Source organism: Vagococcus carniphilus (genome assembly GCF_014397115.1).
Taxonomy (GTDB): domain Bacteria; phylum Bacillota; class Bacilli; order Lactobacillales; family Vagococcaceae; genus Vagococcus; species Vagococcus carniphilus.
Genome location: NZ_CP060720.1, coordinates 992,529 through 1,017,021, shown reverse-complemented (window position 1 = coordinate 1,017,021; position 24,493 = coordinate 992,529). Strand labels below are relative to the sequence as shown.

The window sequence follows — 24,493 nt, the reverse complement described above, 5'->3', positions numbered from 1 at the left end:
GAAGAATAAATGGAACAAATTCAACGTTCAAATTGGAAATTTAATATGATTCTACTAGGAATGGTTTTACTTTTAATTGTTTCTATCATTTATTCTATCACCTTAGGATCAGCTGATATTTCAATGAAAGATGTTTATCAAATTTTGTTTGCAAAAATAACTGGAAACAATGCTTTATTAGAAGGATTTGAAAAAGGTTGGATTGATATTGTTTGGCTCATTCGATTACCTAGGATTTTATTAGCTGTTTTTGCTGGTATTGCTTTATCTTTATCTGGAGCTGTGATGCAAGCTATCGTTAACAATCCTTTAGCAGACCCATACATTTTAGGTATCTCTTCTGGTGCTTCTCTTGGTGCAACTTTAGCCATTCTATTAGGCGTTGGAATCTCTTTTGGACCTAACTATGTGGGTATATCAGCCTTTATTGGTGCCTTATCAGTTTCTTTCTTAGTTTTACTTTTTGGAAGCTCTTCTAGTCGGGCTGATGTTTCTAGACTTTTACTTGTCGGGATTGCTTTAAGTTCCCTTTGCTCTGCCATTTCAAGTATTATTGTTTTTGCAGCAAACAATCGAAACGGTATGATGACACTAAATTTTTGGCTATTAGGTAGCCTATCTGCGGCTAATTGGCAAATTGTTAAGATATTAGCTCCTATTGTCATTGTTATTAGTATCTTCTTTTGTTTCCAATCACGTATTTTAAATTTAATGCTTGTTGGAGATGAAGCAGCAGTGACTCTTGGGCAAGAAAATCATATCTACCGAATCGTTTACATCATATTAGCTGCCATTTTAATTGGCTTTATTGTCTATGCGTGCGGAATCATCGGTTTTGTCGGTTTAGTCGTCCCTCATATTGCTAGATTATTAGTTGGTGTTAATCACAAGCGAATGATTCCTATTACGATTCTCTTTGGTGGCTTATTCCTTTTATGGGCAGACATATTATCAAGAATGATTATTAAAGGTGTTGAAATTCCAATTGGAGTAATTGTTTCCATCGTCGGTGCTCCCTTCTTCTTATACTTAGTCATTCAAAACTCTGGCGAAAGGAGGCAGTAAAGATGAAATATGAAATCGATCACTTAAGTGTTTCATTAAGCAATAAAGATATTTTAAAAGAATTGAGTTTAACACTTCCTAAGAATCAATTTATTGGTATTATTGGGCCTAATGGTAGTGGCAAAAGTACCCTTCTCAAAACACTTTACAAAGGGATAAAAGATTATTCTGGCCATATTGTTTTTCTGGGTAAAGATTTAAAATCATGGAAAACAAAAGATATCGCTAAAGAAAATGCTGTTGTCGCCCAACTTAATGAAGTTAATTTCAACTTTACTGTCTTAGACATTGTTTTGATGGGAAGAGAACCTCATAAAGAATGGTGGCAAGTGAATAATGTTGAGGATTTAGAAACAGCCCTCGACTCATTAGAAAAAGTTGGTATGACTAAATTTAAAGATGACTATTTCTCTCATCTTTCTGGTGGAGAAAAACAGCGAGTTATTTTAGCTCGCGCTTTAGCTCAAAAAGCTGAGTGTTTAATTCTAGACGAACCAACTAATCATTTAGATGTTAAAAACCAACTGGAATTTTTAAGTTTAGTAAGAGATCTTGATTTAACCATTATTTCAGTTATTCATGATTTAAATTTAGCTGCTAATTACTGTGACTTACTTTATGTGATGAAAAATGGAGAAATTTGTTTACAGGGTTGTCCTGAAACAGTCTTAACCGTTTCAAATATTAAAGACGTTTTTGAAGTTGATTGTCATGTCACAACAATTGATGAACAGCTTCAAATATGCTATAAAATCATTTAATAGAGTTATCTTATCTGACACTTTGAGTCTTCTCATTTGTGTCAGATTTTTTTTAATTTGTTTCTTAAAAATAACAGAAAACAACTCTTCAACCCTTATTTGTGATATTATGAGCTTGTTATAAAGAATAGGAGTGATACACATGGAAAAAGAAGAATATCTTGAAATGGTTCGATCAGTAGCAGAAGAATATTTCCGCTCAGGTACTTATTATTGTTCAGAAGCAGTTGTAGAGACACTAAATGATGTCTTAGGAAAACCTTACGAAGATGATGTTGTTCGTCTTGCCTCTGGTTTCCCTATCGGTATGGGAAAAGCTCAATGTTTATGTGGAGCAGTTTCTGGTGGTCAAATTGCATTAGGCATGGTTTATGGTAGAAAACGCGGTGAACCAATGGATCCTGAAATGTTTGAAATTTCAAAGGGACTTCATGATTACATCAAAGAAGAATACCGTTCTTGCTGTTGTCGTGTTATTACACGTGAATGGCGTGGTGACGATTTCCAATCGGAAGGTCGTAGACAACACTGTATTAAAATAACAGGAAATGTAGCAGTTTGGGTAGTAAATGAATTGATTGAAAGAGGTAAAATTGATCCTGAAACAGCTCCTAAAATTGAACCAAACGTTATGTCGGAGTCTTAGCAGATGAAAAATTTTCTATTGAAACTTCCAATTCCAGTTTCAGCAATTGGTTTGAGTTTTGCTGGATTAGCTGGTTTATTTGCCGAGTACGGATTAATCAAGAATAGTTTTATGATAGTAAGTTGTTTAATTCTTGTTTCAGTTATCATTAAATTCTTCTTGAATCCTGCTATGTTTAAAGAACAATTAAATCAAGCTCCAATAGCAGCAACATTTCCAACCTTTTTTATGGCTCTTGCATTTTTGTCTAAACTATTTTTACCCATTCATTATTATACGGCTCTGATACTTTGGCTAGTAGCAACTATTGGTCATTGCTGGTGTATTATCAGTTTTACGAAAAAATTTGCTACAAAACGTGATCTATCTTTAGTCTTACCTTCTTGGTTTATCGTTTATGTGGGTATTGTAGCGTCTGCAATTGCAGCTCCAGTATTTAACATGCCAATCCTGATTAGAGTAGCTCAACTTATTTTAGCATTCGGTTATATTTCATTTTTTGTTCTACTACCTATTATTGTCAAACGCATCAAAACAATACCTTTACCAGAACCACTACAAGCAACATTTGGTATTTTTGCGGCTCCTGCCTCTCTTAATTTGGTCGGTTATTTGGCAATTACGACAAACAAAAGTTTTACATTAATTGTTCTACAAGCTATTTTAGCCTTACTTTTATATGTGATTGTTTTAATTAACTTGTTTTCACTTATTAAAAAGAACTTTTCACCTGCTCAAGTAGCTCTAACTTTCCCACTTGTTATTTCAGTTACTGCTATCAAATTATCGACAGGTATCTTTGTTACAAAAATGGCAAGCCTAGCTAGTATTTCTATGATTGTTAGTTATCTAGCCCTTATTATTGCTGTTCTTGTTGTTTTTATCGTCTTTATCAGATATTTAAATTTTACTCGGAATGCCGTAAAAAAATGAGGCTTCCCTGTTGAGGGGACCTCATTTTTTTATGTTTAAATTAAGCTAACTGTTTCTTTAGCAATCATTAACTCTTCATTTGTTGGTATCACCAAAACCTCAACTCCACTTTTAAATGTGCTAATGATTACATCATTTCTTTCATTTTTATTTTTTTCGATATTCACTTTTAAGAACTCTAAACCTTCACAACATTTTTCCCGAATTTTAGCTGAATTTTCTCCAAGTCCTGCTGTAAAGATGAGTCCATCTATGCCACCCAGCTCAGCTGCATAAGCACCAATCGTTTGTTTCACTCGACTAATAAAGATATCTAATGCTAAAACAGCTTGCTTATTTCCATTATCAGCAGCCTCAATCACATCACGAAAATCATTACTTAACTCTGAAATTCCTAAAAGTCCCGATTGATTATTTAACAGATTGCTTATCTCATCAGCACTCATTCCTCTTTCTTTTTGTAGAAAAGGAATAATCGAAGGATCTATATCACCAGATCTTGTTCCCATCATTAATCCTGCTAGTGGCGTAAATCCCATTGATGTCACATATGATTTCCCCTCTTTTACACCACAAACACTTGCTCCATTTCCTAAATGACACGTAATAAGATTCAAGTCAGATAACTCTTTATTCATTATTTCAGCAGCTTTTTGAGCCACATACTGATGACTTGTTCCATGAAAACCGTACCTTCTTATTTTATTTTCATGATAATACTTCATTGGTATTGGATAAATGTATTGTGATTCTGGTAGCGTTTGATGAAAAGATGTATCAAACACAGCAACTTGAGGACATTTAGGCAAACTTTTTTTAAAGGCTTGAATTCCTGCTAAATTTACAGGATTATGTAGCGGAGCTAATTTAGCTAACTGACTAATTTGCTCCATCTCTTTTTCAAGCACCAGACTGGAAGATTTAAAAAATTCTCCACCGTGAGCAACTCGGTGTCCAACACCTTCTAGTTCATCTAATGTTTCAACAAATTTTTCTTCTAATAAAAAATTTAATAAATAGTGTACTGCTTCTACGTGACTAATAATTTTTAGCTCTGTTCTTCTTTTTTCATCTTTGACAGTATAAGAAAATAACATTCCCTTAGGGTCGTTGATTCTCTCAAATATTCCTTTAACTATTATGTTTTCTTCTGGCATATTGAATAATTGAAATTTTAAAGAAGAACTCCCTGCATTAATAGCCATTATTTTTTTAGACAATTAAATAAACCTCCCATACCATTTAAAACAGATTAAATATGATTACAGCTATAATAGCTCCAATAATAGGACCTATTGTCGGAACCCATGCATATGACCAGTTACCTTTACCTTTGTTAGGAATAGGCATTAGTGTATAGGCTAATCTTGGTCCTAAATCTCTTGCTGGATTAATCGCGTATCCTGTTGTAGACCCGAATGAGAAAGAAATAGCGACAAGTAAAAAGGCTAAAACTAAAGGTTTCAATGCAGGTGCAAAATCAACAGGTAAAAATAATAATGTAAATGTGAAAGCAAAAGTCGCAATAACTTCACTAATTAAATTAAATGTTTTATCTTCTATAGCAGGTCCAGTTGCAAAAACACCCACTGTATTTCCTTCATCTTGTTTTGTTTCTCTAAAATGTGGCCAATAATGAATACTTGTTATAATCGCTCCTAACAAAGCTCCAGCCAGCTGTGCTATAACGTAAGGTGCCACATCTCCCCATTCAAACAATCCTCCTAAAGCAAAAGCAATTGTTAATGCTGGATTTAAATGACCAGGTGCTCCAAAGAATTCAGCTGTATAAACACCTAACATCACGGCAACTCCCCATCCAAAAGCAACAACCACCCAATTACTCCCAACAGCTTTAGCTAATGTTTTTTTCAAGTTAATTGAACAGCCAACACCTGTTCCAAAAAAAGTTAAAACAGCGGTTCCTATAAATTCACCTAAAATTGGATTTTCCATTAGATTTCTCCTTAAATTATATTATTTTTTCAATCATCTCTTTTAACTGACTACTAGTTAAAAGAACCGGATTACTTTGAAACGTTACATCGTTCTTTGCATTAGCAACTATCTCTTCAATTTCTTCATTTTTATGGTGCATAATTATACCCATTTCACTCAGTGTTTTAGGGCACTCCAATTTTCGAGATAAAGCTTGAATAGCTTGCATCAAATTATTAACAGCAATATCATTAGACAAACACGACTGAGCAACTCCTAATTTAATTGCCAGTTTTGAATACAATTCTTTTGTTTTCTGATCACAACTATTAATCTTAATGACATGTGGTAATAACATAAGATTGGCTAATCCATGTGGTATTTTGAATTTTGCGCCTATTTGATGTGCTAAAGCATGACAAACGCCTAATCCTGCAGAATCAAAAGCTAAACCAGCCAAACAAGAAGCTTGATGCATGTTATCTCGTGCGTCCATATTTTTACCATCTTTGAAGCATAATTCTAAGTTGGTAAATACTAGCTCAATTGCTTTTTCGGCTAAAGCTTCTGTATATAAACTTCGATTAGTTGCAACAAGTGCCTCTAACCCGTGAGTTAGCACATCCATTCCACTATAGACAGTTACTGTTTTAGGACTAGACAAAACTAATTTTGTCGCAAGTAAAGCCTCATTAGGAACTAACTCCTCATGAAAAATTGGATATTTTATTTTTTCTCTTGTATCAGTTATTACTGAAGCACTTGTTACCTCAGAACCAGTCCCACTTGTTGTTGGAATAGCGATGAAACGATTAATTCGATGTTCAGTTATTTGATTATGAGTAAAAATCATTCCTTTTGCTGTATCAATTGCAGAACCTCCACCGATTGCAATTAGCACACTTGGCTTATGCTCCAGCATTTTTAAAGCGCCTGCCGCCACTGTTTCAATTGGAGGATCAGGAATAATATCTGAAAAAATAGATAATGTTGAATTAATTGGAATATAATTCATAATCTCTTTAAACTCATCCGTTTTAACAAGATATGGATCACAAACAAAGCAAATTTTTTCATTTTTTAGTTTTTTTAGCCGATTTAAACACGTATCACCTGAATAGATGACAGGTTTCATTTCCCATTTTTTCATAATATTCCCTTTCTACTAGCGGATTGAAAATCCATCTGTTAAGACACAACGTCTTCTTCTGGCAAAATGTCTGGCAGTTGTTGTACATTCTCCCGTTGGTGTTGCAATTGTAAACGTTGTAGCTCCTTCTCCACCAAATCCAAGTCCAGCAAAAGATGGACCATTTTTAATGAATAAAGACGTTTGAAATTTTCGTGCTGCTAAATTCAGACGGCCAATATTTTGAGAATGCATCGTTGCTGTATGATGTAATTTTTGTTCTATTTCAAGTGCTACAGGTAGCGCTTCTTCAAAATCATTCACTGAAACAATCGGTAAAATCGGCATCAACATTTCTTTTACCACAAATGGGTGATCTTTTGACGCTTTTAAAATAATTAATCTAACATCAAAATCAACAGTTACTCCAGCTTTTTCTAGTATTTCATTGGCATTTTTACCAATAAAATCACGACTAGGAGCGCCATTTTCCATGATAGTTAATTGAACTAATCGATCAATAACTGATTGATCTTTTATCAAATAAGCTCCTTGTTTTTCCATTTGTAAAATTAAGTAGTCTGTAATATCATTAACTGCGACGACACTCTTTTCTGCAATACATAAAATATTGTTATCAAAAGAAGCACCATCTACAATATCCTTTGCAGCTTTTTCAATATTAGCCGTCTCATCAACAATTGCTGGTGGGTTACCGGCACCTGCTGCCACTACTTTTTTTCCTGACATCATAGCTTGTTTTACAACTCCAGGTCCACCAGTAATAACTAATAGTGAAACATCTGGATGTACCATCATTTCTTGTGCTGCTTCAATTGAAGGTTGATTAATCGTAACGACTAAATTTTGAATGCCACAAGCTTGGCAAACTATCTCATTTAATTTAGAAACAATCCATTTAGAGGTATTTTTGGCTCCCGGGTGAACACTAAAATAAACAGCATTTCCTGCTGCTAACATGCCAATAGCATTACAAATTAATGTTTCTCCTGGATTAGTGCTTGGTGTTACAGCACCTACTACACCATATGGAGATAGTTCATATAAAGTCATCCCATTATCCCCAGTTTCTGCTTCTGTTACCAAATCTTCCACGCCTGGCGTCTTATCTAGAACTAGATTTAATTTAGCCATTTTATCCGATACTTTTCCCATACCAGTTTCTTCAAACGTGTCTTTTGCTATTTGTTCTACAAAAGGAAGCATTTCAAGCTTGATTGCTTTAATCACTTGTCTTCTAAGTTCTAAATCACAAGCTTCAAATTTTTCTTGAGCTATTTTTGCTGCTGTCACAGCTTCATCAACTGTTTCAAAAACACCAACTTGTTTAACTGATTTTTTAGAATCTTTCTCTAATACTTCTTGAATAATTGATTTTATTAATTGATTCATCTCTTCATTTTGCATAACCTAACTCCCTCGCTCGTTGTATCCCTGTTTCTGCTATTTGGATATCTTCTTTAGTTGTTCCACCACTGACACCAATGGCACCAATAAAATTTTTTTCTCCATCAACCATTGGAATGCCACCGCCAAAGGTAACCAGTTTTCCATTCATCATCGTTTCTAATTGATAAAAGGCCCCTCCTGGCTGTGTTAATTGCTGTAAGTCCTCTGTTTTAGACTTCATACTAATTGCAGAATAAGCTTTTTTAAAGGACACCTCATGACTAACCAGTATAGCTTCAGGCATAACGTAACTAGCTATGACTAATCCTTTAGAATCTACAATTGTAATAGCAACAGAGCTTTTTAATACTTCAGCTTCTTTAACACAACGATTGATTATCTCTGAAACAATCGAAAAATTAGTCATTTCGTGTTTAGTTCTTGCTTCGTTTTGCTTGTGATATCGATTAATCACTTCTGTTACTATTTTTTCTTTTTTTTCAGCTTTATCTTCTACTCGAGCAAACGTATAGAGACAATCAGACAACCGATTAACAAATTGAATTATTTCAGGCCTAATCATTTCATGTTCTGATAATTCAATAAGTCGTCTTTCACCTCTTCTACAAATGGTTCTAGCAACATGAAGTTCTGCTCCAGCTAAACTTTCACCTGGTAGAATAAAGCTTGATAGTTGAGGTAACTGATTTTGATAAGAATCAATCCATTTTTCAAGCAATTCAATATCAACTTTTTCAATTAAAGTACTCTTTTTTCTTAATTGTTGATAGTCTTCACCTGTAGCTATTTCTGCATTTAAATGAAATAGTTTTTCTTCCAAAAAGAGTAAATGAGTTTTAATGTTAGCTTCTTTAGCTAATTTTTGAGCAACACTTAATTGCGCTGAACATTCATCAAAAACACCATAAGTTTCAACTCGAAGATTGTATTTTTTTACTCGTTTTCCATCAAAAAGACTTGTCTCACCTGTATCACCTGTTTTTGTATAAATACTCATATCTCATCCCTCACTTATCAAACGTATCAATAATACCAACAATCGCTAAATCGACTGCACCTGATTCTTCTCCAATTATTTTTCTTGCTGATGAGCCACTTGTTACTAAAACAAAGTCTCCAACTCCTGCGCCAACCGTATCAATAGCAATTTGCTCATAACGTATTTCTTTTTTTTCTGAATTAACTTGTCTAATGACCATTAATTTTTTACCAATTAAGGAGGTATCTTTTTGAGTCGAAACAACACTACCAATGACTTGTGCCATAATCATTCACATCTACCCCTTTCTAAAAATTCAATATTTTCCTGTTCTAATTTTTCTCTAGCTAACATTGTTAGTCGCTGTTGATCAAAAAGAACTAAAATAATAGTAGAATCTAATAAAGCGACGTCTGAATAGGTAATAAATGATTTATTTAAACATTTATATTCTCGCTTCTGATAGTTTAAAAACGTAAAAGGAGAATCAATTAACCACTTCAAATCCATTAAAAATGGCGCATTAAAAGAGAGCTGTAAAGTTACTTGACAGTCATAATCTAGTGCCTGATAGATGAAGGAAACAACATCATCGCTTTCATCTATCTCAATAATTTTTTTTAAAAGAATCAGTCCAATATCCTTAATCACTAGATGCTTATTGTTAATATAATAATGTCTGTTTTTTTTAGAGTCAGACAAATTTTCTTTACTTGAAAGTGTCAGAGTTTTGGCTTCACGATTAATTAATCTATCTAAAACATATTGAACAATCTCTTCCATCGTTCTTCTCCTATCACTTGTAAAACTTTAATAAAAAGAGACTGTCAACAAGGTCAGTCTCTTTTTTTATTGTCAAACAGCTTTAAAAGTTTATTCCATTTTTTCATCTCTCATTAAAAGTGCTTTTGTTGAATTAGTGACATTCGCTGCATTAGCTTCGTCTGTATCAATATGCATCTCTAATATAAATTTTTCGCCTAAACGAATTGAGACATCCTTATAGATAGTCTCTCGTTCTGGTGTTTTTAATTTCACAGTCAAAACATCATCTTCTTTGAGATTAAATCGTTCAAGATCATTAGGATTCATATGGATATGTCTTTTCGCTACAATTGCCGCTCGTAAACTCACTTCATTATTAACACTTTTTAAAGTAACTATGCCTGCGTCAACTAGGTTTCCTGACAAACGGATTGGCGCATCAATACCCAGAACACGTGCATCTGTTTTAGATATTTCAACTTGCGTTCTTTTTCTTAGTGGACCCAAGATTCTTACTTTCTCTTGTTTTCCTTTTTTTCCGATAAGAGTTAATGTTTGTTTTGCTGCAAATTCTCCAGGTTGTTTTAACATCTTTAAAGGCTCTAAAGTTTCACCTGGAAATAATAACTCAAAATCTTCTTGAGACAAATGAATATGACGATTTGAAACTCCCACTGGTATTTCATTTCTCATTTCTTTCATCAAATCACTAACGATTTTCTTTATCTCATTTTTTGTAAAATTATTCATTGTCTACCTTATTAATTAAAACTTTTTCAACATCTGTATGAGGTCGTGGAATAACATGAACTGAAACAACTTCTCCTACTTTCTCAGCAGCCGCACAGCCAGCATCTGTTGCCGCTTTTACTGCTCCGACATCGCCTCTAACCATAATTGTTACAAGTCCTGAGCCAATTTTTTCAGTTCCAACTAGGGTCACATTTGCAGCTTTTACCATTGCATCTGCCGCTTCAACTGCACCTATTAATCCTCTTGTCTCAATCATTCCTAATGCATCATTCATCTCTAATTCCTCCTTATTAATTACTGTTTGTTAGCTTTTCCATTTGTTTTCTTTTTTTTCTCTTTTTTTACAGCTACTTCAGTTTTTATTTCTTCTACTTTTTTCTCATTTTTCAATTCTTTTTCAGGTTCTTCTTTTATTGTTGGTTCACTCTTTTTTAGTTCTTTTTTAGATTGATTAAAAAACAATTTTTCTAAGTTTTCTGCAGGTCTTGGAATAACTAAAGATGAGATATAACTATTATTTTCAATACTCATTGACTTTCCCGCATCAACTGATGCCTTTACTGCTCCGACATCGCCTAAAACTTTAATTGTCATCCAACCATTTCCTTTGGCTTTTTCAATACCTAAAAGCGCCACCGTTGCCACTTTTACCATTGTATCTGCCACATTAACAGCTGATGCTAGACCTCTAACTTCAATTAAGCCAACAGCTTGTTTCATATAGACACCTCCACTACTCAATTACTTTAAATGGAATTCCTTTTACTAACCTTGCTGCATTTGCTCCGAAATTTTTCAACTGCTCTTTTGGACGAGTTTGATATCTCGTTAGCATCATGTAAGGTTCATCTTCTTTTAAATTTTTATGATGAATGACTATCATTTCCTCATCACAACAAATTCCTACTTGTAAAGAAGACGCGACCGCCCCTACATAAGCTTCAGCATTTATATTCATAATCTCTTTTTCTTCAAGGAGAAAAGGAATTCCTTCTTCTTCCAAACCGTTTAAAATAGGTTGAATGATTTCTTGATTTACTTCTTTTGTATAGCTAAACATGATGACTGGCTTTACAAATAAATCAACCATGACTCTCATCCTCCCTTAATAACGAAAGAATCAAACCTGTTGCTACGGCATTTCTTGGTCCTTCAATACCACGAATATTTCCTCTGCCTGCCACTAATCCATAGTGAGATAAAGAATCTGTTACAATTTGAGGTACTTCAAAATCTAAGGCTGAACCTCCAACAATAACTACAAATGGAATATCTCTAATATTTCCTGTAGGACTTACGCGACTTAAAGCTCTGATAGTATTCGTTACAAAAATTCGCTCTTTGGCTGTTTGCCTAACAATCTTTATCTGCTCAACAGAGGCATCTCCTGGAATTGGTAAAAATCCATCCGGTTTAACAACTATAACTTTCGCAAAAAGACTTGGATCCAAAGGTTTATCAAAAAATTCAACCGTTCCATCTTCATGCCGAATATAAAAGATATTTTCTACTTTAGCTAAAGGATATTTTTTGATATCTTCAGCCAAATATTTATCATCAATACCTAATTCAGAACCAATCAACATCGTTACCATATCTCCAGCACCCGCTAAATGCGTAGAGACAATTTCTCCGTTACTTTTAATAATCGATGCGTCTGTAGAACCAGCTCCAAAATCTAATATGGCAAGAGGTGTTGTTGTTCCTGGAGTGGTTAAAGCTCCTAGAATAGCAGACTCCGCTTCTGCTCCTCCAACTTCTACTGGAACATCTAAGTCTTTGTTTATTTCACTAGCAATTTTTGACATTTGTAAATGATCCGACTTCACCATTGAAGCAATCCCTACCGCCTGTTCCATAGAAAATTCTCCTGCCAGTCCACCTTTTACACTTAATGGGACAAAAGTATTCACAGCTAATAAATCTTGAATAAAAATATCATTTGCCGGTCTTTCTGTTAATTGGGCCATTGTATGTCTTACTTTTTCTAACATACCACCAACATTAGTTCCTGACTCACCAGTCACATTATCTATTTTTTTGAAAAGCGATAATGTTTCCATTATTTTTTCTGCTCCAAGTGAGACATCAACTAGCTTTCTTTTATTGCCTCCAACGATTTCAATACTACCAGCTGGAATTGTTCTTGCCTTTACATCTCCTTGTGGCGTTTTTATGACAACCGCAGAACGATTACCAATTAACGCTCTTGAAACAGGGACTATATTTTTCATCGCATCTGCATCTAAATTAAATACAGTTGCAATACCATAAGGATTTGATAATTGTTCAATTCCTCGTCCAGGTGAAGCCACTTCAACTGCCGCTAACATGTTTTGTGGCACTTTATCAATAAATGAAACCTCATCAACTATTGGAATTTTCCGATGCAACCGATTATTTACAAGGACTCCGTCGTCTGCTTGTAAAATAGCTGCTGTGATTGAATAACTTTGACGAGACAACTGATTTATTTCATTAGCCACATCTGCAAAATCTATTTCTTTTTCGACAATGACAATGTAATCTACATTTTGTTTAGCTTTTTCTTTAAACTCTGATAATAAGATTGTTTTTCCTACTCCTAATCCAAGGCCACCAGGAGTTTTGGGATTATGACCAATCATCGTTGATTCAGTAATAATCGTTTCAGTGATTGTTTCCATCGCTACATCCCCGATAACTGGAGTTGCTTCGTTAATTCGAATCAATGAAATATCACTAAAGGAAAGATTTGCTTTATCTATCACATCATTTAAAGCTTTATAGATACCAAATAGATTTTGTTTTGTGCCTTTAATTCCTGTTGTATCAGCAATCGCTGATTCTAAAAATCGAATTTCTTTTGACTCAGTTATTTCGGCTAAGACAACTTCTGTGGAAGAGTTTCCGATATCTACTCCTATTATTCTCTTCATATTTTCAACTCCCGTTCGTGAGAAGAAAAAATTTAATTGTCGCCTTTTAACTTCTTACGTTTTTCATAATGATTAGCTGCTTCTCTAAAATAATTGGCGCTAATATTTGCTGAGTATTTATTTTCTAATTCATCGGCTATTTCAAGTAATTCTTGTTTTGAAGAACGATAAGGACGAAGTGCATTATACATAGCTAATACTCTTTCATCTGGTACAACTGTTAACTCAGCTGCTCTTTCAAAGTTACGTGATATGGTCTTTCTACCTGCACTCGTTGCAATCTCACCTTGTGCTTTCAAAATAGCTGGTGTGATTTTCAAGTCATCTGGCGTTAAAGAGCCATTCATTACGTTACTAAGCGTAATATCTTCTAAAGTTTTACCAGTTTTGGTTTTAATCCATTCCGGATGTTTTTTAGCAATTGGATAATCAGCAACTGTTGCTACTCCAACTTCAGAATGTGAAGAAACTTCAGCAGATGTTTCTTTAGAATTCATTTCTTGTAAAATACCTCGAACTAAATTTTCTATTGATTCTTGACTCATTTCTTTCACCTCTTTATATTGTTACAGCAATTTCTTCTGCTGGTTTACCAATGACAACATGTTTTGTCTCTTTAATATGTAATAAAGCTGATAAAGCTTGATATTTTGGTCGGGCCATTTGATCGTTCATCATTGGAACTGGGTTAGGAGACTCTCCTTTGGCATACTTAGCTGCATTTTTACCAATCGCTCGATAAGTTTCTAATGTAATTAATGGCGCTTGTGGAAACAGTTCTAAATTAGACAAAGGTTGTAAATCTTTTTGATGAATAATAGCTGTTCCTTTTGACTGCATTGAAACACAAACACCAGAACCTGAGAGTTGGTCTCCTTCTACTGCCACAAAAGCCACATCAGAAGATCTAAAGACTTTAACAACTCTTGCCTTCAATCCCTCTTCTTCAATTCCTGCGATTACTTGGCGAAGAATATCTCTGTGAGGAACTTCTAAAATATTAGTTGTTTGAGAATCAGCAAATGCTGGTCCTACTGCAATGACTACTTCGTCTCGTGAGTTTCCTGGTTTGGCTATCCCCACTGATTTAAACCAATCAGATGATGATGCAGTTTGAGAAGTTTGTTCTTCTTTAAAAACAACTTCTTGAGACTTTTCATTTCCATTCATCTCTTGAATAACTTCTTCAATGATTTGCTTTAATAACTGTTCATTAATTTCTGACATCTTTTATTTCCTCCTTAAATATCATTTGGATTGATGGCTTTAGGAATTGCTTTAACTTTTTCCCACTCAGCACCTTCTAAACGGTAACCAGTTCCTGGGCCTGCATAATCATTTTTATCATTGACTGCTGAGATAACATTCCAATCTTTATCAAAAATAGCTGATGTTTGTAAAAAGTCACCGGCTACTCTTTGTTTTAATAAAGATAAAACATTTTCTGCTACATCTTCATAACCACATTCAACTAAGGCTTTAACCAAATCAAGACCAGTTAAACCACGAGTTAATACTTCTTGAGCAGCTTTTATATCTTCCACCATGTCACGAGCAGGCATATCATTAGAGCCACGAGCAAATGTTGCTGCTTCAACTTCTTCATCAGTAATAGTTGGTAAGCCTAACTGTTCGAACAACCCTTGAAGAGCTCTAGCTGCTTTATTTCTAACCGCAATAACATCTTCTTCATTAACTGGACGCAAACCTCCATCTACTCTTAAATCACGTTGAATGACATTGTAATCATCAAAGTCATCTGCATCAAAATTTGATCCAGCAAACATATTGTCATAGTTTGGTGTTGCTGAATATCCAGAAGAAATAAAATCAGTTCCTGGTAAAAACTGCATTAATAAACGTGCTGTTCTTCTAATATCTGAATGTGAAAATGTCTGATCATTTCCTGAAGCTACTTCTAAATCAAGTAACATAGCAATCAAGTTTTCAGCTAAGATAGCTCGAATGCCAGAAGGAACCGCTCCAGGGACACCGATACAACTGATAGAGCCATTTTGCAATCCTTGTACTCCAGCTGCTTTTGTTAAGAAGATACAGCGTGTTTCTAAATACAACATTGATTTGCCTTCTGCATATCCCATTTGAACTTCAGATCCCGTTCCTGAGGTAAAGCGCATTTTTAATCCTCGAGACGCGTAACAAGAAGCTAAAAATCCTTTAGACCACGGTGTATCATCGCCATCTGTAAATACTTGCTCTGTTCCATAGACTGAAATAGTTTCTGCATAAGCTGTAAATCCTCTCATTCCTAAGTCTAATTCAGTTGCTTCTTCTAAAGAACACTGAGTTAGAACACCAGGACGTCCGATTTGTGAACCAACCATAATTGAAATTGCATTAAATGGAGCGTAACGCGCAACAGCAACAGTCGTTTCTTGTTCATCAAACCCTCTTAGCGCGCCTTCTGCGGCATCTGCTGCTATTTGAACTGGGTTATCTCTTAAGTTAGTAACGTGAGATTGAGTTGCTGGTCTTTTACGAGCTCTCATTTTTTGGACAGCCATCATCATTTCAACCACATTCATATAACCTAAAATCTCATTAATTTTAGCTGGTGTAGCAGAAGTAGTTAAATCAACAATTTCTTCTCTTGAAACAGTAGGATCAGTAATTTTTCGTGCTAATTCATCTGAGGGAATACTCATTACCTCTTCAGCCTTATCTAAGCTAATACCATAAGTTGCAATATATGAGTCAATTAGATCAAACTCTTCTATTTTTTTTCCATCTAATTCAACGACAATACCATCTTGAATTTTTAAACTTGGTTTTGGATCATTTGGGCTCTGCATTGCAATTAACCCTTCATCTATCCACTCATCCACAAATCCATCTTGGTTAACTGGTCTTTTCGCTAGTTCTTCAAAACGTTTTGATTTCATCTGACTATTCACTCCTTATTTTCTAAATATATGATGGTTGATCATTCTTAGGTTCTGAGCCTAATGTTCCTAATAATTTAATACCAATTTCTCTTGCTGAGATGACAGCCTGTCTTACCGCACCTGAATCTCCAGTAATTGTCATCGTTACTTCGTTTGAAAAACTTTGACCATTTTGAGGAGTTGCATAAGCGACTACTTCAACATTAGCTGACTTCAATGCTGTATCTGCCATAACGACACCAATTGCTGCAGGTGCTCCTACGATAATGCCGAAAGCTTTTCCAATCGGTGTTCCCCAAACTTTATTACAAGCAAAACTTGCTCTAGCAGTATATTGCATCTCAATATGCCCTGCTTCATTTCCATACACATCTCCAAAGGTACGTGTATCAACATCATTTAATGTCACTTCAACAGCTCGTTTCACATCAGATACATCGTCTCCTCCAAAAATAATTAAAGACCCATGACCTGCGCCACCTTTAGTATCTCTTGGCAATTCAATTGAGATAACTTCCGTATTAGTGGCTTTAACTGCCTCATCAGCTGCCATAATATGAGGTCCAGCCCCAGTTCTTGCTCCAACAATACCAATTGAGCGGTATTTTTTTTCTAACTTCATAATATCTAGTAATGAAGAATCAACATTAGCAATAACTAAACCAATCGTATCTCCAAATTCACTTGAACCTACATATTCTGTTAAGTTGCATTTTTTTTCATTCATTTTTATCTTTCCTCCATTTGCTTCAGAAGTTGGTGTTTTTTCATCAAATCTTTCAAGCACGCGTTTCATTACATCTTCTACATTAATTTGATTTTCCGACATATTTATATTTCCTCCCTACTTCTTATTTTTTAGGAAGTAGAGTTTCTACTTCAGTATGAGGACGTGGTATTACATAATTAGAAACGACTTCTCCAACACTAGAAGCTGCCGAAACACCTGCATCAACTGATGCTTTAACTGCTCCAACATCTCCTCGAACCATTACTGTTACTAAACCTGAACCTATTTTTTCAGTTCCTATTAAGTTAACATTTGCAGCTTTCACCATAGCATCAGCTGCTTCAATAGCACCTATTAACCCTTTTGTTTCAATCATGCCTAATGCTTCTTGTTGCATAAAAAAACCTCCTAATTATTTTTAGTTTTCTAATTCGAGTTCATTGTAATCAAATAAAATAAAAAATAGTTGTTGTAAAACATTAGTTATTATTCTAAAAACGTTAAATTTTTGTCATTTCAACACACAAAAAAACGCCTCTACATTAAGTAGAAGCGTTTTAAAATATGTGAAAGAAGTTTAACAAAATATTACTATTTTGTTGAATTATAGCAAAATAATGGTAGCGTTTTAAATTTACTTTCTTATAAATACCCTTTTTGGTAATATAAGGTTAACTATCGTAGATTGGTAAGAAAGGAGATAGTCAAATGAAACAAAACATGTCCCCTGCTGCTCCTAGTCTTTTAACCGGTATTATTGAGGATTTTGCATGTTCAACTGATTTTGGCTCTGTTCTAGTAGATATTCGAGGTATTGAAAACTCAAATCTTTATAATTTTTCACCTTTTTGTAATTTAATGCGCTCAAGTCCTGAATTTCGTCACCTTTGTCAAAAATGTGATCTATATGGAGGCTTGGAGGCCTATAAAACAGGGCAACCATCTATTTATCGTTGCCACGCCGGATTAACCGATATTTCTTTGCCCATTGTTCAAAGTAATCAGCTTTCTGGTTTCCTTTTATTTGGTCAAGTTCAAGTCACTGACGAAGAAAATTCAAATTATACAAGCATCCAAACTATTAATACCGATTGGATGAATTCTCCAAATCTTAGACAAGCAAGAAACAAAGTCAAACTGGTTTCTAGTAAACAAGTTGAAAGTGCTGCTTCTATTTTACGTGAAATTAGTCAATTTCATACCAGAGATGTCAACCCTCGTGATCAGATAAAATTTAATGTAAAATCAAAGAAGTCATCTAATCAACAAGAAAAAGTTTCCAATAATGAAGAAATCAGGAAAGCTTTAACTTATATTCAAAAAAATCTAAGTCGACCAATTACACTAGAAGAAGTTGCTAACCACGTTTATTTAAGTCAGTACTATTTTAGTAAACTTTTCAAAAAAGAAATGAATATCAATTTTGTTACTTACGTTAACCAAAGAAGAATCGAAGAAGCAAAAAAATTACTCGTTGAATCTAGTCTAAGTATTGAAACCATATCTAGAAATTTAGGTTTTTCTCAACCTAGTTATTTTATTAAAACATTCCGCTCAATGACCTCTTCTACTCCTGCCAATTATAGAAGAGATCACAGTGCTTAAGCATTTACTTGTCTTGATAGTCTGCCAACTATCAAGATTTTTTTATGCTTCCAAATAAGTTAACAACTCTGCCATACCTTCACCTGTTTTAGCTGAAATCATAAAAATTTGTCTTGCTCCAGCTTGCTCTAGGAAAATTTTTGAACGTTCTAAATCTGTCTTATCCTGTGCTAATTCTGTCTTCGTGACAATACCGACAACTGGTAAATTAAAGCGTGAAGAAAAAGTTGGTGGAAAATAATTTTGTACATGTTCCACACTTTGAATCAACCCAACTACTTCAGCATCAACTGCTGCACTTACTAATGCATTATAGAAAAAGCGATTTTCCATGAACTCACCTGGTGTATCAATGACGTGATCAAATTGATAAATTTGTTGTGTTTTATGATAAACCTGTTCCTTGTCATGTAAACATTGAGTTAATGTTGTTTTTCCTGATCCTGTTTCACCCATTAAAATAATTTTTTTCATTTTGTTAGCCTCACGTTCTTGTGATTTCAGGAACGTTGAATTTCAGCACATTACTCAATACAGAGTTAACTTGTCTTAAAGCACTTTCCACCGATGAGACTTCACCTGTTATAACCACAGCACCACTAAAACGGTCCATAAAACCAATTTGGACATTTCCAGATTTTTTAGCGATATCAGCTCCAATTATAGAAGCTTCACTTGGCGTAATTGTTAGAATACCAATTGCATTCCCATCTTCTGCCAAACCAAGTTTAGTAAATACTTCTTTATCAGCATTAGGGATTAAATGGGCTAAGGTAACTTGTTTACCAGGAACATACTCTTGAATCGTTCTCTCTAAATTTTTATCTTCCATTTTTTCACACTCCATAAAAGCTTTATTTACCGTCAGTCTATCACAGTTTAATAACACTATTTTGTTAGAAACCTACGATTAATATCACATATTGACTCACTTTTAAAGTATGAATATCTTGCTCTGGAAAACAAAAAACCACTACAAAACATTGAAAAAATGTTTTTTGTAGTGGTTACTTTTAGACACAATCATCCAAAAATTAACAAAGACAAACAATTTTCCCAATCCAATTATTGTTAAGCAGTCAAAAACGGTATCCTGGCTTTGCATCATTTTACTCTCTCACCTTCCCTATTCAGTGGTTTTCGAGATTTCATCAGCGTATACAGTAGAAAGGGGCTGCTGAGGATTTTCACCTCATTCCCAATTTTAGACATGCATATTTAATTTGACTCCATTGTATTATACTTTTTACTAACTGCCTATAACATAAAGAATAAACAACAATATTTTGATATTTTTACCTTTTACAACAAGAAAGTAACAGAATTTTTGATTCTTATTGCAATCTCCTTTAACTAATAATAAAGTAAATATAAGTGAAGCAAAGGAGTGGTAAAAAATGAGAACTTTATTTATGAAGCAAAAAATGCTTAGCTTTAACGAAAAATTTGCCATTAAAGACGAAGATGGAAGCATCATCTACCGTGTGCATGGTAGCCTCTTTAAGAGTCCAAAATCTTTTTCAATGGTTGATCAAAATGATGAACAAATTGGAACTGTGACAAAAGAATTATTTAAACTCTTACCTAAATTTACCGTTGATGTTTTCGATGACTCTCCTATCTTAATCGAAAAAGAATTTACCTTTTTTAAACCAAAATATCGTATTAAAAGTGAAAATATTCAAATTGATGGGGATTGGCTAGATAAGAATTTTGATATTTATCGTGGCAATAAAAAAATTGCTCACATTTCAGAAAAATGGTTAGCTATGAGTAGTACATATGAAATTAATATTTTTGATCAATCATATGAGCATCTCATCGTTCTACTTGTTGCTGCTATTGATTTTGTTCATGCTGAAGAACGAGCAGCCTCTTCTGCCTCAAACCCGTAAAAAAAGAGACTGTGGTATTAAGCATAAGCTTTTACTACAGTCTTTTTTAAATCATCTCCTATTTTAAATAGCCTTTTAATCTTTCTTCAAGTGTCCCTGTATGAAGTTCAAACAAATGGTTATCATAATCATAAAAATAAATAGATTGGGCTTCTTCTGCTATTCGGGATCTATCTGACAAAAGAGATAATCCTAAACTTTCTATTTGCCTCAAATAATTAGCCATCTCATCTTTTTCTATTTTAAAAGCAATATGATTATAGGTTTGAGATGGTAATTCCTCACCTTCCATTAAAGCAATCCACAAGTCATCGATTAATAAGAACTTTTCTCTAGAATGTGAAAAATTTTTGTCAATGCTATCATAAACTTCTTTTGCATCAAATAAAACTTTAAAGAGAGTTGCTGATTTTTCAATATCTTTAACAATAAAAGTTAGATGACTAATACTTACTTTTTTATTCATTACCTTATTCCTCTTAACTAATAGTTTCTTTGAAGCGCTTCTTCAAGTGCTCTTCCTTTTTCTTTTAGTTCTGATTTTAACTTATCGATTCCTTTATGATACAAACGACTTGATGGTCCTGAAACACTCATTGAACAAATCATTTTTCCTTCTTTATCATAAATTGGAACGGCATAACAAGAAAGACCATATTCGTACTCTTCATCATCCACTGAGATGCCTTCTTCTTTAATTATTTCTACATTTTTAAGAAACTCGTTATAATCAACAATCGTATTAACGGTTCTTTTTTTCAAATCAACAAAATAATGTTTTAACTCCTCTTCACTATATTCACTTAAAAATAATTTACCCATTCCTGAACAATATAGTGGGCTCATTGGAACTAAACTTGCTTGTAGCTGATAAAATTCTCCTTCAACTGTTTGAACAATCACGACTTGATTTTCATGAAGTATTCCTAGATTAACTGTTTCTGAATAGCTATCTTTTAGTTGATTCATAAAAGGAGTCGCCATCTCAACTAATTGATTATCTTTAGCTGCACTTTTTGCATAAGCACTCAATCGATAGTCCAATGTATAATCACTATCTGGTAATTGCTTGATGACATGGACTTCTTCAAGAGTTTTTATAATTCTAAAAATAGTTGTTTTAGGAATATCTAACTGTTGAGATAAAAAAGCTATTCCCGCTTTTTCTTTTTCATTTAAGACATCTAAAATTCGAAAAGTATCTACCACATTTTTAATAATCGGACTTTTTTTTTCCATTCATTTTTCCTCCGCCTATCTTTCTCTTATTTCTACTTTACTATATTTCAATAATTTTTCAATTGTGAAATTTTTATTTTAAAGCCTCCTTTTTTAGTTTTTTTAATTTTTAACCATTGACTTTGTGATATTAATAACATATATTATAAATGTGGAACGCGTTCCGAAATATAATTTTAGGAGATGTATAGAATGAAAGTTAGTATTATTGGTGCAGGATCAGTGGGAGCAACCACTGCATTTTCATTAGCAAAATCAAATTTAGTGGATGAGTTAGTAATAGTCGACCTTGATGAAAGAAGAGCTCAAGGAGTGGCTTTAGATATTTTACATGGTTTGTCATTAACACAAGAAGTTAAAATTTCTTCTGGAGACTATGATTCAACTGTAGACTCTAATGTGATAATAGTCACAATTGGTGTTCCTGAAAAAGTTGGCGAGTCTCGCTTAGTTCCGCTTCAAAAAAATGCAGATATCTTAAAAGATATTGTTCCAAAAATTACAAAGGCTAGTCCGAATGGTATTTTACTACTAGTTAGTAACCCAGTTGATATTCTTGCCTACTTTGCTCAACAAATTTCTGGATGGGATCCTAGTCGCGTTATCGGTCTTGGCACTACTCTTGATTCAGCTCGATTAAACTATTTGTTAGCACGTGATTTAGATGTTGCTCAAACAGATATTAATGGAATGATTGTTGGTGAACACGGTGATTCTCAAGTTGTTGCTTGGTCACAAACAGCGGTTAAAGGGACAAATATCAAAGATTTCTTAACAGCAAATAATATAGATATTGCTGACAATTACTTTACTGATATCGCTCAAGAAGTAAAAGATACAGCCTTTGATGTATGGGAGATGAAAGGTCCTAACTGTTACTGTGTTGCTTTAGCGATTGAAAGAGTTGTCAAAGCAATTAGTCAAAACGAAAATGCGATTTTACCGGTTTCACAACCTTTTACTTCTAAAGAATATATCAGTTTACCTCATGTTATTAATAAAAATGGAGCTGTTAAACCTATTGAATTAGGTTATTCAAATGAAGAATTGGCAAAATTAAACGACTCTTATAGTGGTTTAGTTGAGCTAGCTAATCAAATACAGTTATAGGAGCATGTTTATGAAATCGTCACAACGAATCGGCTTTATTAAATTTTTAATTGGAACAATTCTTGGTATTGTCTTAGTTTTAATTCCTTTTAACTTTGACAACGGTATGGATACAATTCTTTTCCATTACTTAAAATTATTTATTGCCGCAAATAAAACCGTTATACAATATCTTTTAGTTCTATGCGTTACTTTAAGTGCTGTTCTTTCACTCTATGCTTTAATCAATAAGAACAGTTTCTTACATTCAAAAAGGCTTTGTAAAAAACTATTTGTTACATCACCTTTTTATGTTGTGAATCGTTTTTTTGGAGCCTTAGTTTCAATTCTTTGTCTATTTAAAATTGGACCTGAATTCATTATTTCAGCAGATACAGGAACTGCTATGTTAGATTTAGCAACTCAGCTTTCTATCTTAGTTCCTATGATGCTTCTATTCCAAACATTGATTTTAGAATTTGGTGCGATGGAATTTTTAGGTGAATTAATTGGCTTTATTGTTAAACCACTTTTTAAAGTTTCTGAAATTTGTGCAGTTAACATTATCAGTGCTTGGGTAGGACCAGGTAATGCTGCTATTCTTGGAACACAAGACCTATTTGAAAAGGGTTATTTCACAGTTAAAGAAGCAGCAGTGATTGGTAGTCAATTTGCCACTTCAAGTATTGGCTGGGTTGTTTTAGTTAGTTCTGTCTTAGGTTTAATGGATAATTTTGGCTTAATTTTCTTAGGTATTACACTAATTGGCATTATTCTTGGTTTCATTACCGTTAGAATTCCTCCGGTTAAAAACTATCCTAATACTTATGTAGATGGTTCAACAGAATCTACTATTAAATCTAATAGTAGTGGTAGTAAATTAAAAACAAGTTACATCAATGCTTCTGAACGTGCTAACAGTGTCACTCTAACTAATTTTACAAGTAAAATTGATAACATGAGTTTTTACGTCTTTTGGCTAACTCCAATTATTATTTTCTGGGGAGCAGCAGCCTTAATGATCTCAATTTATACCCCTGTCCTTTCTTGGATTTCTCTACCTGTGGAAATGATTTTAAACTTAGCAGGAGTGCCCGATGCTTCTGTTACTGCAAGTGCTATTATGTCTGGTTTTGCTGATAATTACCTACCAGTTATTTTAGGTGAGGCTCTACCTTCTATTGAAAGTAAAGCAATCATTGCGATGATGAGTATTTTACAATTAATCTTTATGTCAGAGATTGCCACACTTTTAAAATCATGTAAACTAGTTAATAAATTTAGTGATATCATCATCATTTTCTTAGAGAGAACATTCATATCATTACCATTTGTAATTATCTTTGTTAAACTATTTATTAGTTAAGAAAAAAGACTTTTGACAAAAATGTCAAAAGTCTTTTTTAATTATTTAACTATATCCAAAAATTAAAGTGAAACATAAAAAATATGAACCTACTATTACTAATAAAGTCCCCATAATTGCTAATAATAATTGATTTGTGTGAATTCGTGTTTTTTTAATTTTTAAATTACTCACTACTAAATAAAAGCCTGAAAGTATCACACCGATGCATATGATCGATAAAACGAACTGACCGTTTAAAAAAAACATCTTAGTTCTCCCCCTTTTTCATCCCCTACAACTACTGATAATATACCGTTTTTTTGATACGGCTTCAATTATATTGACCGTTAAACACTACTTTTT

Annotated in this window: 29 protein-coding genes and 1 riboswitch; of the genes, 8 read left to right on the top strand and 21 right to left on the bottom strand. The window is 33.7% G+C overall.

Annotated features, from left to right (window positions below; all coding sequences use genetic code 11):
* Window positions 1-9: 9 nt before the first annotated feature.
* The 4 genes from H9L18_RS05085 to H9L18_RS05070 all read left to right on the top strand — a co-directional run bounded on the left by H9L18_RS05085 (window position 10) and on the right by H9L18_RS05070 (window position 3,405).
* Entirely contained in the window at window positions 10-1,065 is a 1,056-nt protein-coding gene (locus H9L18_RS05085) for a FecCD family ABC transporter permease (RefSeq protein WP_126794962.1), read from the top strand.
* A gap of 2 nt (window positions 1,066-1,067) precedes the next feature.
* Window positions 1,068-1,826: an ABC transporter ATP-binding protein gene (locus tag H9L18_RS05080; protein WP_126794964.1), complete on the top strand. Its 759-nt coding sequence runs from the start codon at window positions 1,068-1,070 to the stop codon at window positions 1,824-1,826.
* A gap of 142 nt (window positions 1,827-1,968) precedes the next feature.
* Window positions 1,969-2,472: a C-GCAxxG-C-C family protein gene (locus H9L18_RS05075; protein WP_126794966.1), complete on the top strand. Its 504-nt coding sequence runs from the start codon at window positions 1,969-1,971 to the stop codon at window positions 2,470-2,472.
* A 3-nt stretch (window positions 2,473-2,475) separates the two neighbouring features.
* On the top strand, window positions 2,476-3,405 hold the full coding sequence (locus H9L18_RS05070; protein ID WP_126794968.1) for a TDT family transporter: 930 nt from the start codon (window positions 2,476-2,478) through the stop codon (window positions 3,403-3,405).
* 35 nt (window positions 3,406-3,440) lie between these two features.
* Here H9L18_RS05070 and H9L18_RS05065 read toward each other — a convergent pair whose 3' ends face one another.
* The 17 genes from H9L18_RS05065 to H9L18_RS04985 all read right to left on the bottom strand — a co-directional run bounded on the left by H9L18_RS05065 (window position 3,441) and on the right by H9L18_RS04985 (window position 17,351).
* Window positions 3,441-4,625: an acetate/propionate family kinase gene (locus H9L18_RS05065; RefSeq protein WP_148109041.1), complete on the bottom strand. Its 1,185-nt coding sequence runs from the start codon at window positions 4,623-4,625 to the stop codon at window positions 3,441-3,443.
* A gap of 22 nt (window positions 4,626-4,647) precedes the next feature.
* Entirely contained in the window at window positions 4,648-5,361 is a 714-nt protein-coding gene (locus H9L18_RS05060) for an MIP/aquaporin family protein (protein ID WP_126794970.1), read from the bottom strand.
* Between the two features lie 16 nt (window positions 5,362-5,377).
* Window positions 5,378-6,493, bottom strand: coding sequence for a 1-propanol dehydrogenase PduQ (locus tag H9L18_RS05055; protein ID WP_126794972.1), 1,116 nt, complete (start codon window positions 6,491-6,493; stop codon window positions 5,378-5,380).
* A 15-nt stretch (window positions 6,494-6,508) separates the two neighbouring features.
* A complete protein-coding gene (locus tag H9L18_RS05050; RefSeq protein ID WP_126794974.1) occupies window positions 6,509-7,900 on the bottom strand; it encodes an aldehyde dehydrogenase family protein in 1,392 nt (463 codons plus the stop codon).
* A complete protein-coding gene (locus tag H9L18_RS05045) occupies window positions 7,890-8,900 on the bottom strand; it encodes a cob(I)yrinic acid a,c-diamide adenosyltransferase (RefSeq protein ID WP_126794976.1) in 1,011 nt (336 codons plus the stop codon). Before H9L18_RS05045 ends, H9L18_RS05050 begins: the two co-directional genes overlap by 11 nt.
* Before the next feature lie 10 nt (window positions 8,901-8,910).
* Window positions 8,911-9,174: a EutN/CcmL family microcompartment protein gene (locus H9L18_RS05040; RefSeq protein ID WP_126794979.1), complete on the bottom strand. Its 264-nt coding sequence runs from the start codon at window positions 9,172-9,174 to the stop codon at window positions 8,911-8,913.
* Window positions 9,171-9,665, bottom strand: coding sequence for a PduM family microcompartment protein (pduM, locus tag H9L18_RS05035; RefSeq protein ID WP_126794980.1), 495 nt, complete (start codon window positions 9,663-9,665; stop codon window positions 9,171-9,173). The genes H9L18_RS05040 and pduM overlap by 4 nt, the downstream gene beginning before the upstream one ends.
* A 90-nt stretch (window positions 9,666-9,755) precedes the next feature.
* On the bottom strand, window positions 9,756-10,397 hold the full coding sequence (gene pduL / locus H9L18_RS05030; protein WP_126794982.1) for a phosphate propanoyltransferase: 642 nt from the start codon (window positions 10,395-10,397) through the stop codon (window positions 9,756-9,758).
* Window positions 10,390-10,674, bottom strand: coding sequence for a propanediol utilization microcompartment protein PduA (gene pduA, locus H9L18_RS05025; RefSeq protein ID WP_126794984.1), 285 nt, complete (start codon window positions 10,672-10,674; stop codon window positions 10,390-10,392). Before pduA ends, pduL begins: the two co-directional genes overlap by 8 nt.
* Window positions 10,675-10,694: 20 nt before the next feature.
* A complete protein-coding gene (locus H9L18_RS05020) occupies window positions 10,695-11,120 on the bottom strand; it encodes a BMC domain-containing protein (protein ID WP_126794986.1) in 426 nt (141 codons plus the stop codon).
* Window positions 11,121-11,133: 13 nt separating this feature from the next.
* Window positions 11,134-11,490, bottom strand: a complete 357-nt coding sequence (locus H9L18_RS05015) for a glycerol dehydratase reactivase beta/small subunit family protein (RefSeq protein ID WP_185847501.1) — start codon at window positions 11,488-11,490, stop codon at window positions 11,134-11,136.
* Complete coding sequence (locus H9L18_RS05010; protein WP_126794990.1) at window positions 11,483-13,318, bottom strand: diol dehydratase reactivase subunit alpha; 1,836 nt, start codon at window positions 13,316-13,318, stop codon at window positions 11,483-11,485. Before H9L18_RS05010 ends, H9L18_RS05015 begins: the two co-directional genes overlap by 8 nt.
* Window positions 13,319-13,350: 32 nt before the next feature.
* Window positions 13,351-13,863 carry a diol dehydratase small subunit gene (locus tag H9L18_RS05005; protein ID WP_126794992.1) on the bottom strand — a complete coding sequence of 171 codons (513 nt, stop codon included), beginning with the start codon at window positions 13,861-13,863 and terminating at the stop codon, window positions 13,351-13,353.
* Between the two features lie 13 nt (window positions 13,864-13,876).
* A complete protein-coding gene (locus tag H9L18_RS05000; RefSeq protein ID WP_126794994.1) occupies window positions 13,877-14,545 on the bottom strand; it encodes a propanediol/glycerol family dehydratase medium subunit in 669 nt (222 codons plus the stop codon).
* Window positions 14,546-14,559: 14 nt separating this feature from the next.
* Complete coding sequence (locus H9L18_RS04995; protein ID WP_126794996.1) at window positions 14,560-16,221, bottom strand: propanediol/glycerol family dehydratase large subunit; 1,662 nt, start codon at window positions 16,219-16,221, stop codon at window positions 14,560-14,562.
* A gap of 22 nt (window positions 16,222-16,243) precedes the next feature.
* Entirely contained in the window at window positions 16,244-17,053 is an 810-nt protein-coding gene (gene pduB / locus H9L18_RS04990) for a propanediol utilization microcompartment protein PduB (RefSeq protein WP_126794998.1), read from the bottom strand.
* Between the two features lie 22 nt (window positions 17,054-17,075).
* Window positions 17,076-17,351, bottom strand: coding sequence for a BMC domain-containing protein (locus H9L18_RS04985; RefSeq protein WP_126795000.1), 276 nt, complete (start codon window positions 17,349-17,351; stop codon window positions 17,076-17,078).
* A gap of 311 nt (window positions 17,352-17,662) precedes the next feature.
* On the opposite strand from H9L18_RS04985, the gene H9L18_RS04980 reads away from it, so the two are divergent.
* Window positions 17,663-18,559 carry a PocR ligand-binding domain-containing protein gene (locus H9L18_RS04980; RefSeq protein WP_126795002.1) on the top strand — a complete coding sequence of 299 codons (897 nt, stop codon included), beginning with the start codon at window positions 17,663-17,665 and terminating at the stop codon, window positions 18,557-18,559.
* Window positions 18,560-18,601: 42 nt separating this feature from the next.
* Here H9L18_RS04980 and H9L18_RS04975 read toward each other — a convergent pair whose 3' ends face one another.
* Complete coding sequence (locus tag H9L18_RS04975; protein WP_126795004.1) at window positions 18,602-19,033, bottom strand: EutP/PduV family microcompartment system protein; 432 nt, start codon at window positions 19,031-19,033, stop codon at window positions 18,602-18,604.
* 10 nt (window positions 19,034-19,043) lie between these two features.
* Window positions 19,044-19,391, bottom strand: coding sequence for a BMC domain-containing protein (locus H9L18_RS04970; RefSeq protein WP_126795006.1), 348 nt, complete (start codon window positions 19,389-19,391; stop codon window positions 19,044-19,046).
* 234 nt (window positions 19,392-19,625) lie between these two features.
* Window positions 19,626-19,800, bottom strand: a riboswitch (cobalamin riboswitch).
* Window positions 19,801-19,956: 156 nt separating this feature from the next.
* Between H9L18_RS04970 and H9L18_RS04965 the strand changes: the two genes are divergently transcribed.
* Entirely contained in the window at window positions 19,957-20,454 is a 498-nt protein-coding gene (locus H9L18_RS04965) for an LURP-one-related/scramblase family protein (RefSeq protein ID WP_126795008.1), read from the top strand.
* A 58-nt stretch (window positions 20,455-20,512) separates the two neighbouring features.
* On the opposite strand, the gene fosX is transcribed toward H9L18_RS04965, so the two are convergent.
* Window positions 20,513-20,920, bottom strand: a complete 408-nt coding sequence (gene fosX / locus H9L18_RS04960) for a FosX/FosE/FosI family fosfomycin resistance hydrolase (protein WP_126795010.1) — start codon at window positions 20,918-20,920, stop codon at window positions 20,513-20,515.
* Between the two features lie 17 nt (window positions 20,921-20,937).
* A complete protein-coding gene (locus H9L18_RS04955) occupies window positions 20,938-21,693 on the bottom strand; it encodes an IclR family transcriptional regulator (protein ID WP_126795012.1) in 756 nt (251 codons plus the stop codon).
* Between the two features lie 192 nt (window positions 21,694-21,885).
* Between H9L18_RS04955 and H9L18_RS04950 the strand changes: the two genes are divergently transcribed.
* Entirely contained in the window at window positions 21,886-22,803 is a 918-nt protein-coding gene (locus H9L18_RS04950; protein WP_126795014.1) for a lactate/malate family dehydrogenase, read from the top strand.
* A gap of 10 nt (window positions 22,804-22,813) precedes the next feature.
* The gene (locus tag H9L18_RS15375; RefSeq protein ID WP_126795016.1) at window positions 22,814-24,148 is read left to right on the top strand and encodes a YjiH family protein; all 1,335 of its coding nucleotides are present in this window, start codon (window positions 22,814-22,816) and stop codon (window positions 24,146-24,148) included.
* Window positions 24,149-24,493: the final 345 nt, after the last annotated feature.

Coding starts and splice junctions, on each gene's coding strand:
- H9L18_RS05085 (WP_126794962.1), top strand. CDS start 10: ATGGAACAAATTCAACGTTCAAATTGGAAATTTAATATGATTCTACTA.
- H9L18_RS05080 (WP_126794964.1), top strand. CDS start 1,068: ATGAAATATGAAATCGATCACTTAAGTGTTTCATTAAGCAATAAAGAT.
- H9L18_RS05075 (WP_126794966.1), top strand. CDS start 1,969: ATGGAAAAAGAAGAATATCTTGAAATGGTTCGATCAGTAGCAGAAGAA.
- H9L18_RS05070 (WP_126794968.1), top strand. CDS start 2,476: ATGAAAAATTTTCTATTGAAACTTCCAATTCCAGTTTCAGCAATTGGT.
- H9L18_RS05060 (WP_126794970.1), bottom strand. CDS start 5,361: ATGGAAAATCCAATTTTAGGTGAATTTATAGGAACCGCTGTTTTAACT.
- H9L18_RS05055 (WP_126794972.1), bottom strand. CDS start 6,493: ATGAAAAAATGGGAAATGAAACCTGTCATCTATTCAGGTGATACGTGT.
- H9L18_RS05050 (WP_126794974.1), bottom strand. CDS start 7,900: ATGCAAAATGAAGAGATGAATCAATTAATAAAATCAATTATTCAAGAA.
- H9L18_RS05045 (WP_126794976.1), bottom strand. CDS start 8,900: ATGAGTATTTATACAAAAACAGGTGATACAGGTGAGACAAGTCTTTTT.
- H9L18_RS05040 (WP_126794979.1), bottom strand. CDS start 9,174: ATGATTATGGCACAAGTCATTGGTAGTGTTGTTTCGACTCAAAAAGAT.
- pduM (WP_126794980.1), bottom strand. CDS start 9,665: ATGGAAGAGATTGTTCAATATGTTTTAGATAGATTAATTAATCGTGAA.
- pduL (WP_126794982.1), bottom strand. CDS start 10,397: ATGAATAATTTTACAAAAAATGAGATAAAGAAAATCGTTAGTGATTTG.
- pduA (WP_126794984.1), bottom strand. CDS start 10,674: ATGAATGATGCATTAGGAATGATTGAGACAAGAGGATTAATAGGTGCA.
- H9L18_RS05020 (WP_126794986.1), bottom strand. CDS start 11,120: ATGAAACAAGCTGTTGGCTTAATTGAAGTTAGAGGTCTAGCATCAGCT.
- H9L18_RS05015 (WP_185847501.1), bottom strand. CDS start 11,490: ATGGTTGATTTATTTGTAAAGCCAGTCATCATGTTTAGCTATACAAAA.
- H9L18_RS05010 (WP_126794990.1), bottom strand. CDS start 13,318: ATGAAGAGAATAATAGGAGTAGATATCGGAAACTCTTCCACAGAAGTT.
- H9L18_RS05005 (WP_126794992.1), bottom strand. CDS start 13,863: ATGAGTCAAGAATCAATAGAAAATTTAGTTCGAGGTATTTTACAAGAA.
- H9L18_RS05000 (WP_126794994.1), bottom strand. CDS start 14,545: ATGTCAGAAATTAATGAACAGTTATTAAAGCAAATCATTGAAGAAGTT.
- H9L18_RS04995 (WP_126794996.1), bottom strand. CDS start 16,221: ATGAAATCAAAACGTTTTGAAGAACTAGCGAAAAGACCAGTTAACCAA.
- pduB (WP_126794998.1), bottom strand. CDS start 17,053: ATGTCGGAAAATCAAATTAATGTAGAAGATGTAATGAAACGCGTGCTT.
- H9L18_RS04985 (WP_126795000.1), bottom strand. CDS start 17,351: ATGCAACAAGAAGCATTAGGCATGATTGAAACAAAAGGGTTAATAGGT.
- H9L18_RS04980 (WP_126795002.1), top strand. CDS start 17,663: ATGAAACAAAACATGTCCCCTGCTGCTCCTAGTCTTTTAACCGGTATT.
- H9L18_RS04975 (WP_126795004.1), bottom strand. CDS start 19,033: ATGAAAAAAATTATTTTAATGGGTGAAACAGGATCAGGAAAAACAACA.
- H9L18_RS04970 (WP_126795006.1), bottom strand. CDS start 19,391: ATGGAAGATAAAAATTTAGAGAGAACGATTCAAGAGTATGTTCCTGGT.
- H9L18_RS04965 (WP_126795008.1), top strand. CDS start 19,957: ATGAGAACTTTATTTATGAAGCAAAAAATGCTTAGCTTTAACGAAAAA.
- fosX (WP_126795010.1), bottom strand. CDS start 20,920: ATGAATAAAAAAGTAAGTATTAGTCATCTAACTTTTATTGTTAAAGAT.
- H9L18_RS04955 (WP_126795012.1), bottom strand. CDS start 21,693: ATGGAAAAAAAAAGTCCGATTATTAAAAATGTGGTAGATACTTTTCGA.
- H9L18_RS04950 (WP_126795014.1), top strand. CDS start 21,886: ATGAAAGTTAGTATTATTGGTGCAGGATCAGTGGGAGCAACCACTGCA.
- H9L18_RS15375 (WP_126795016.1), top strand. CDS start 22,814: ATGAAATCGTCACAACGAATCGGCTTTATTAAATTTTTAATTGGAACA.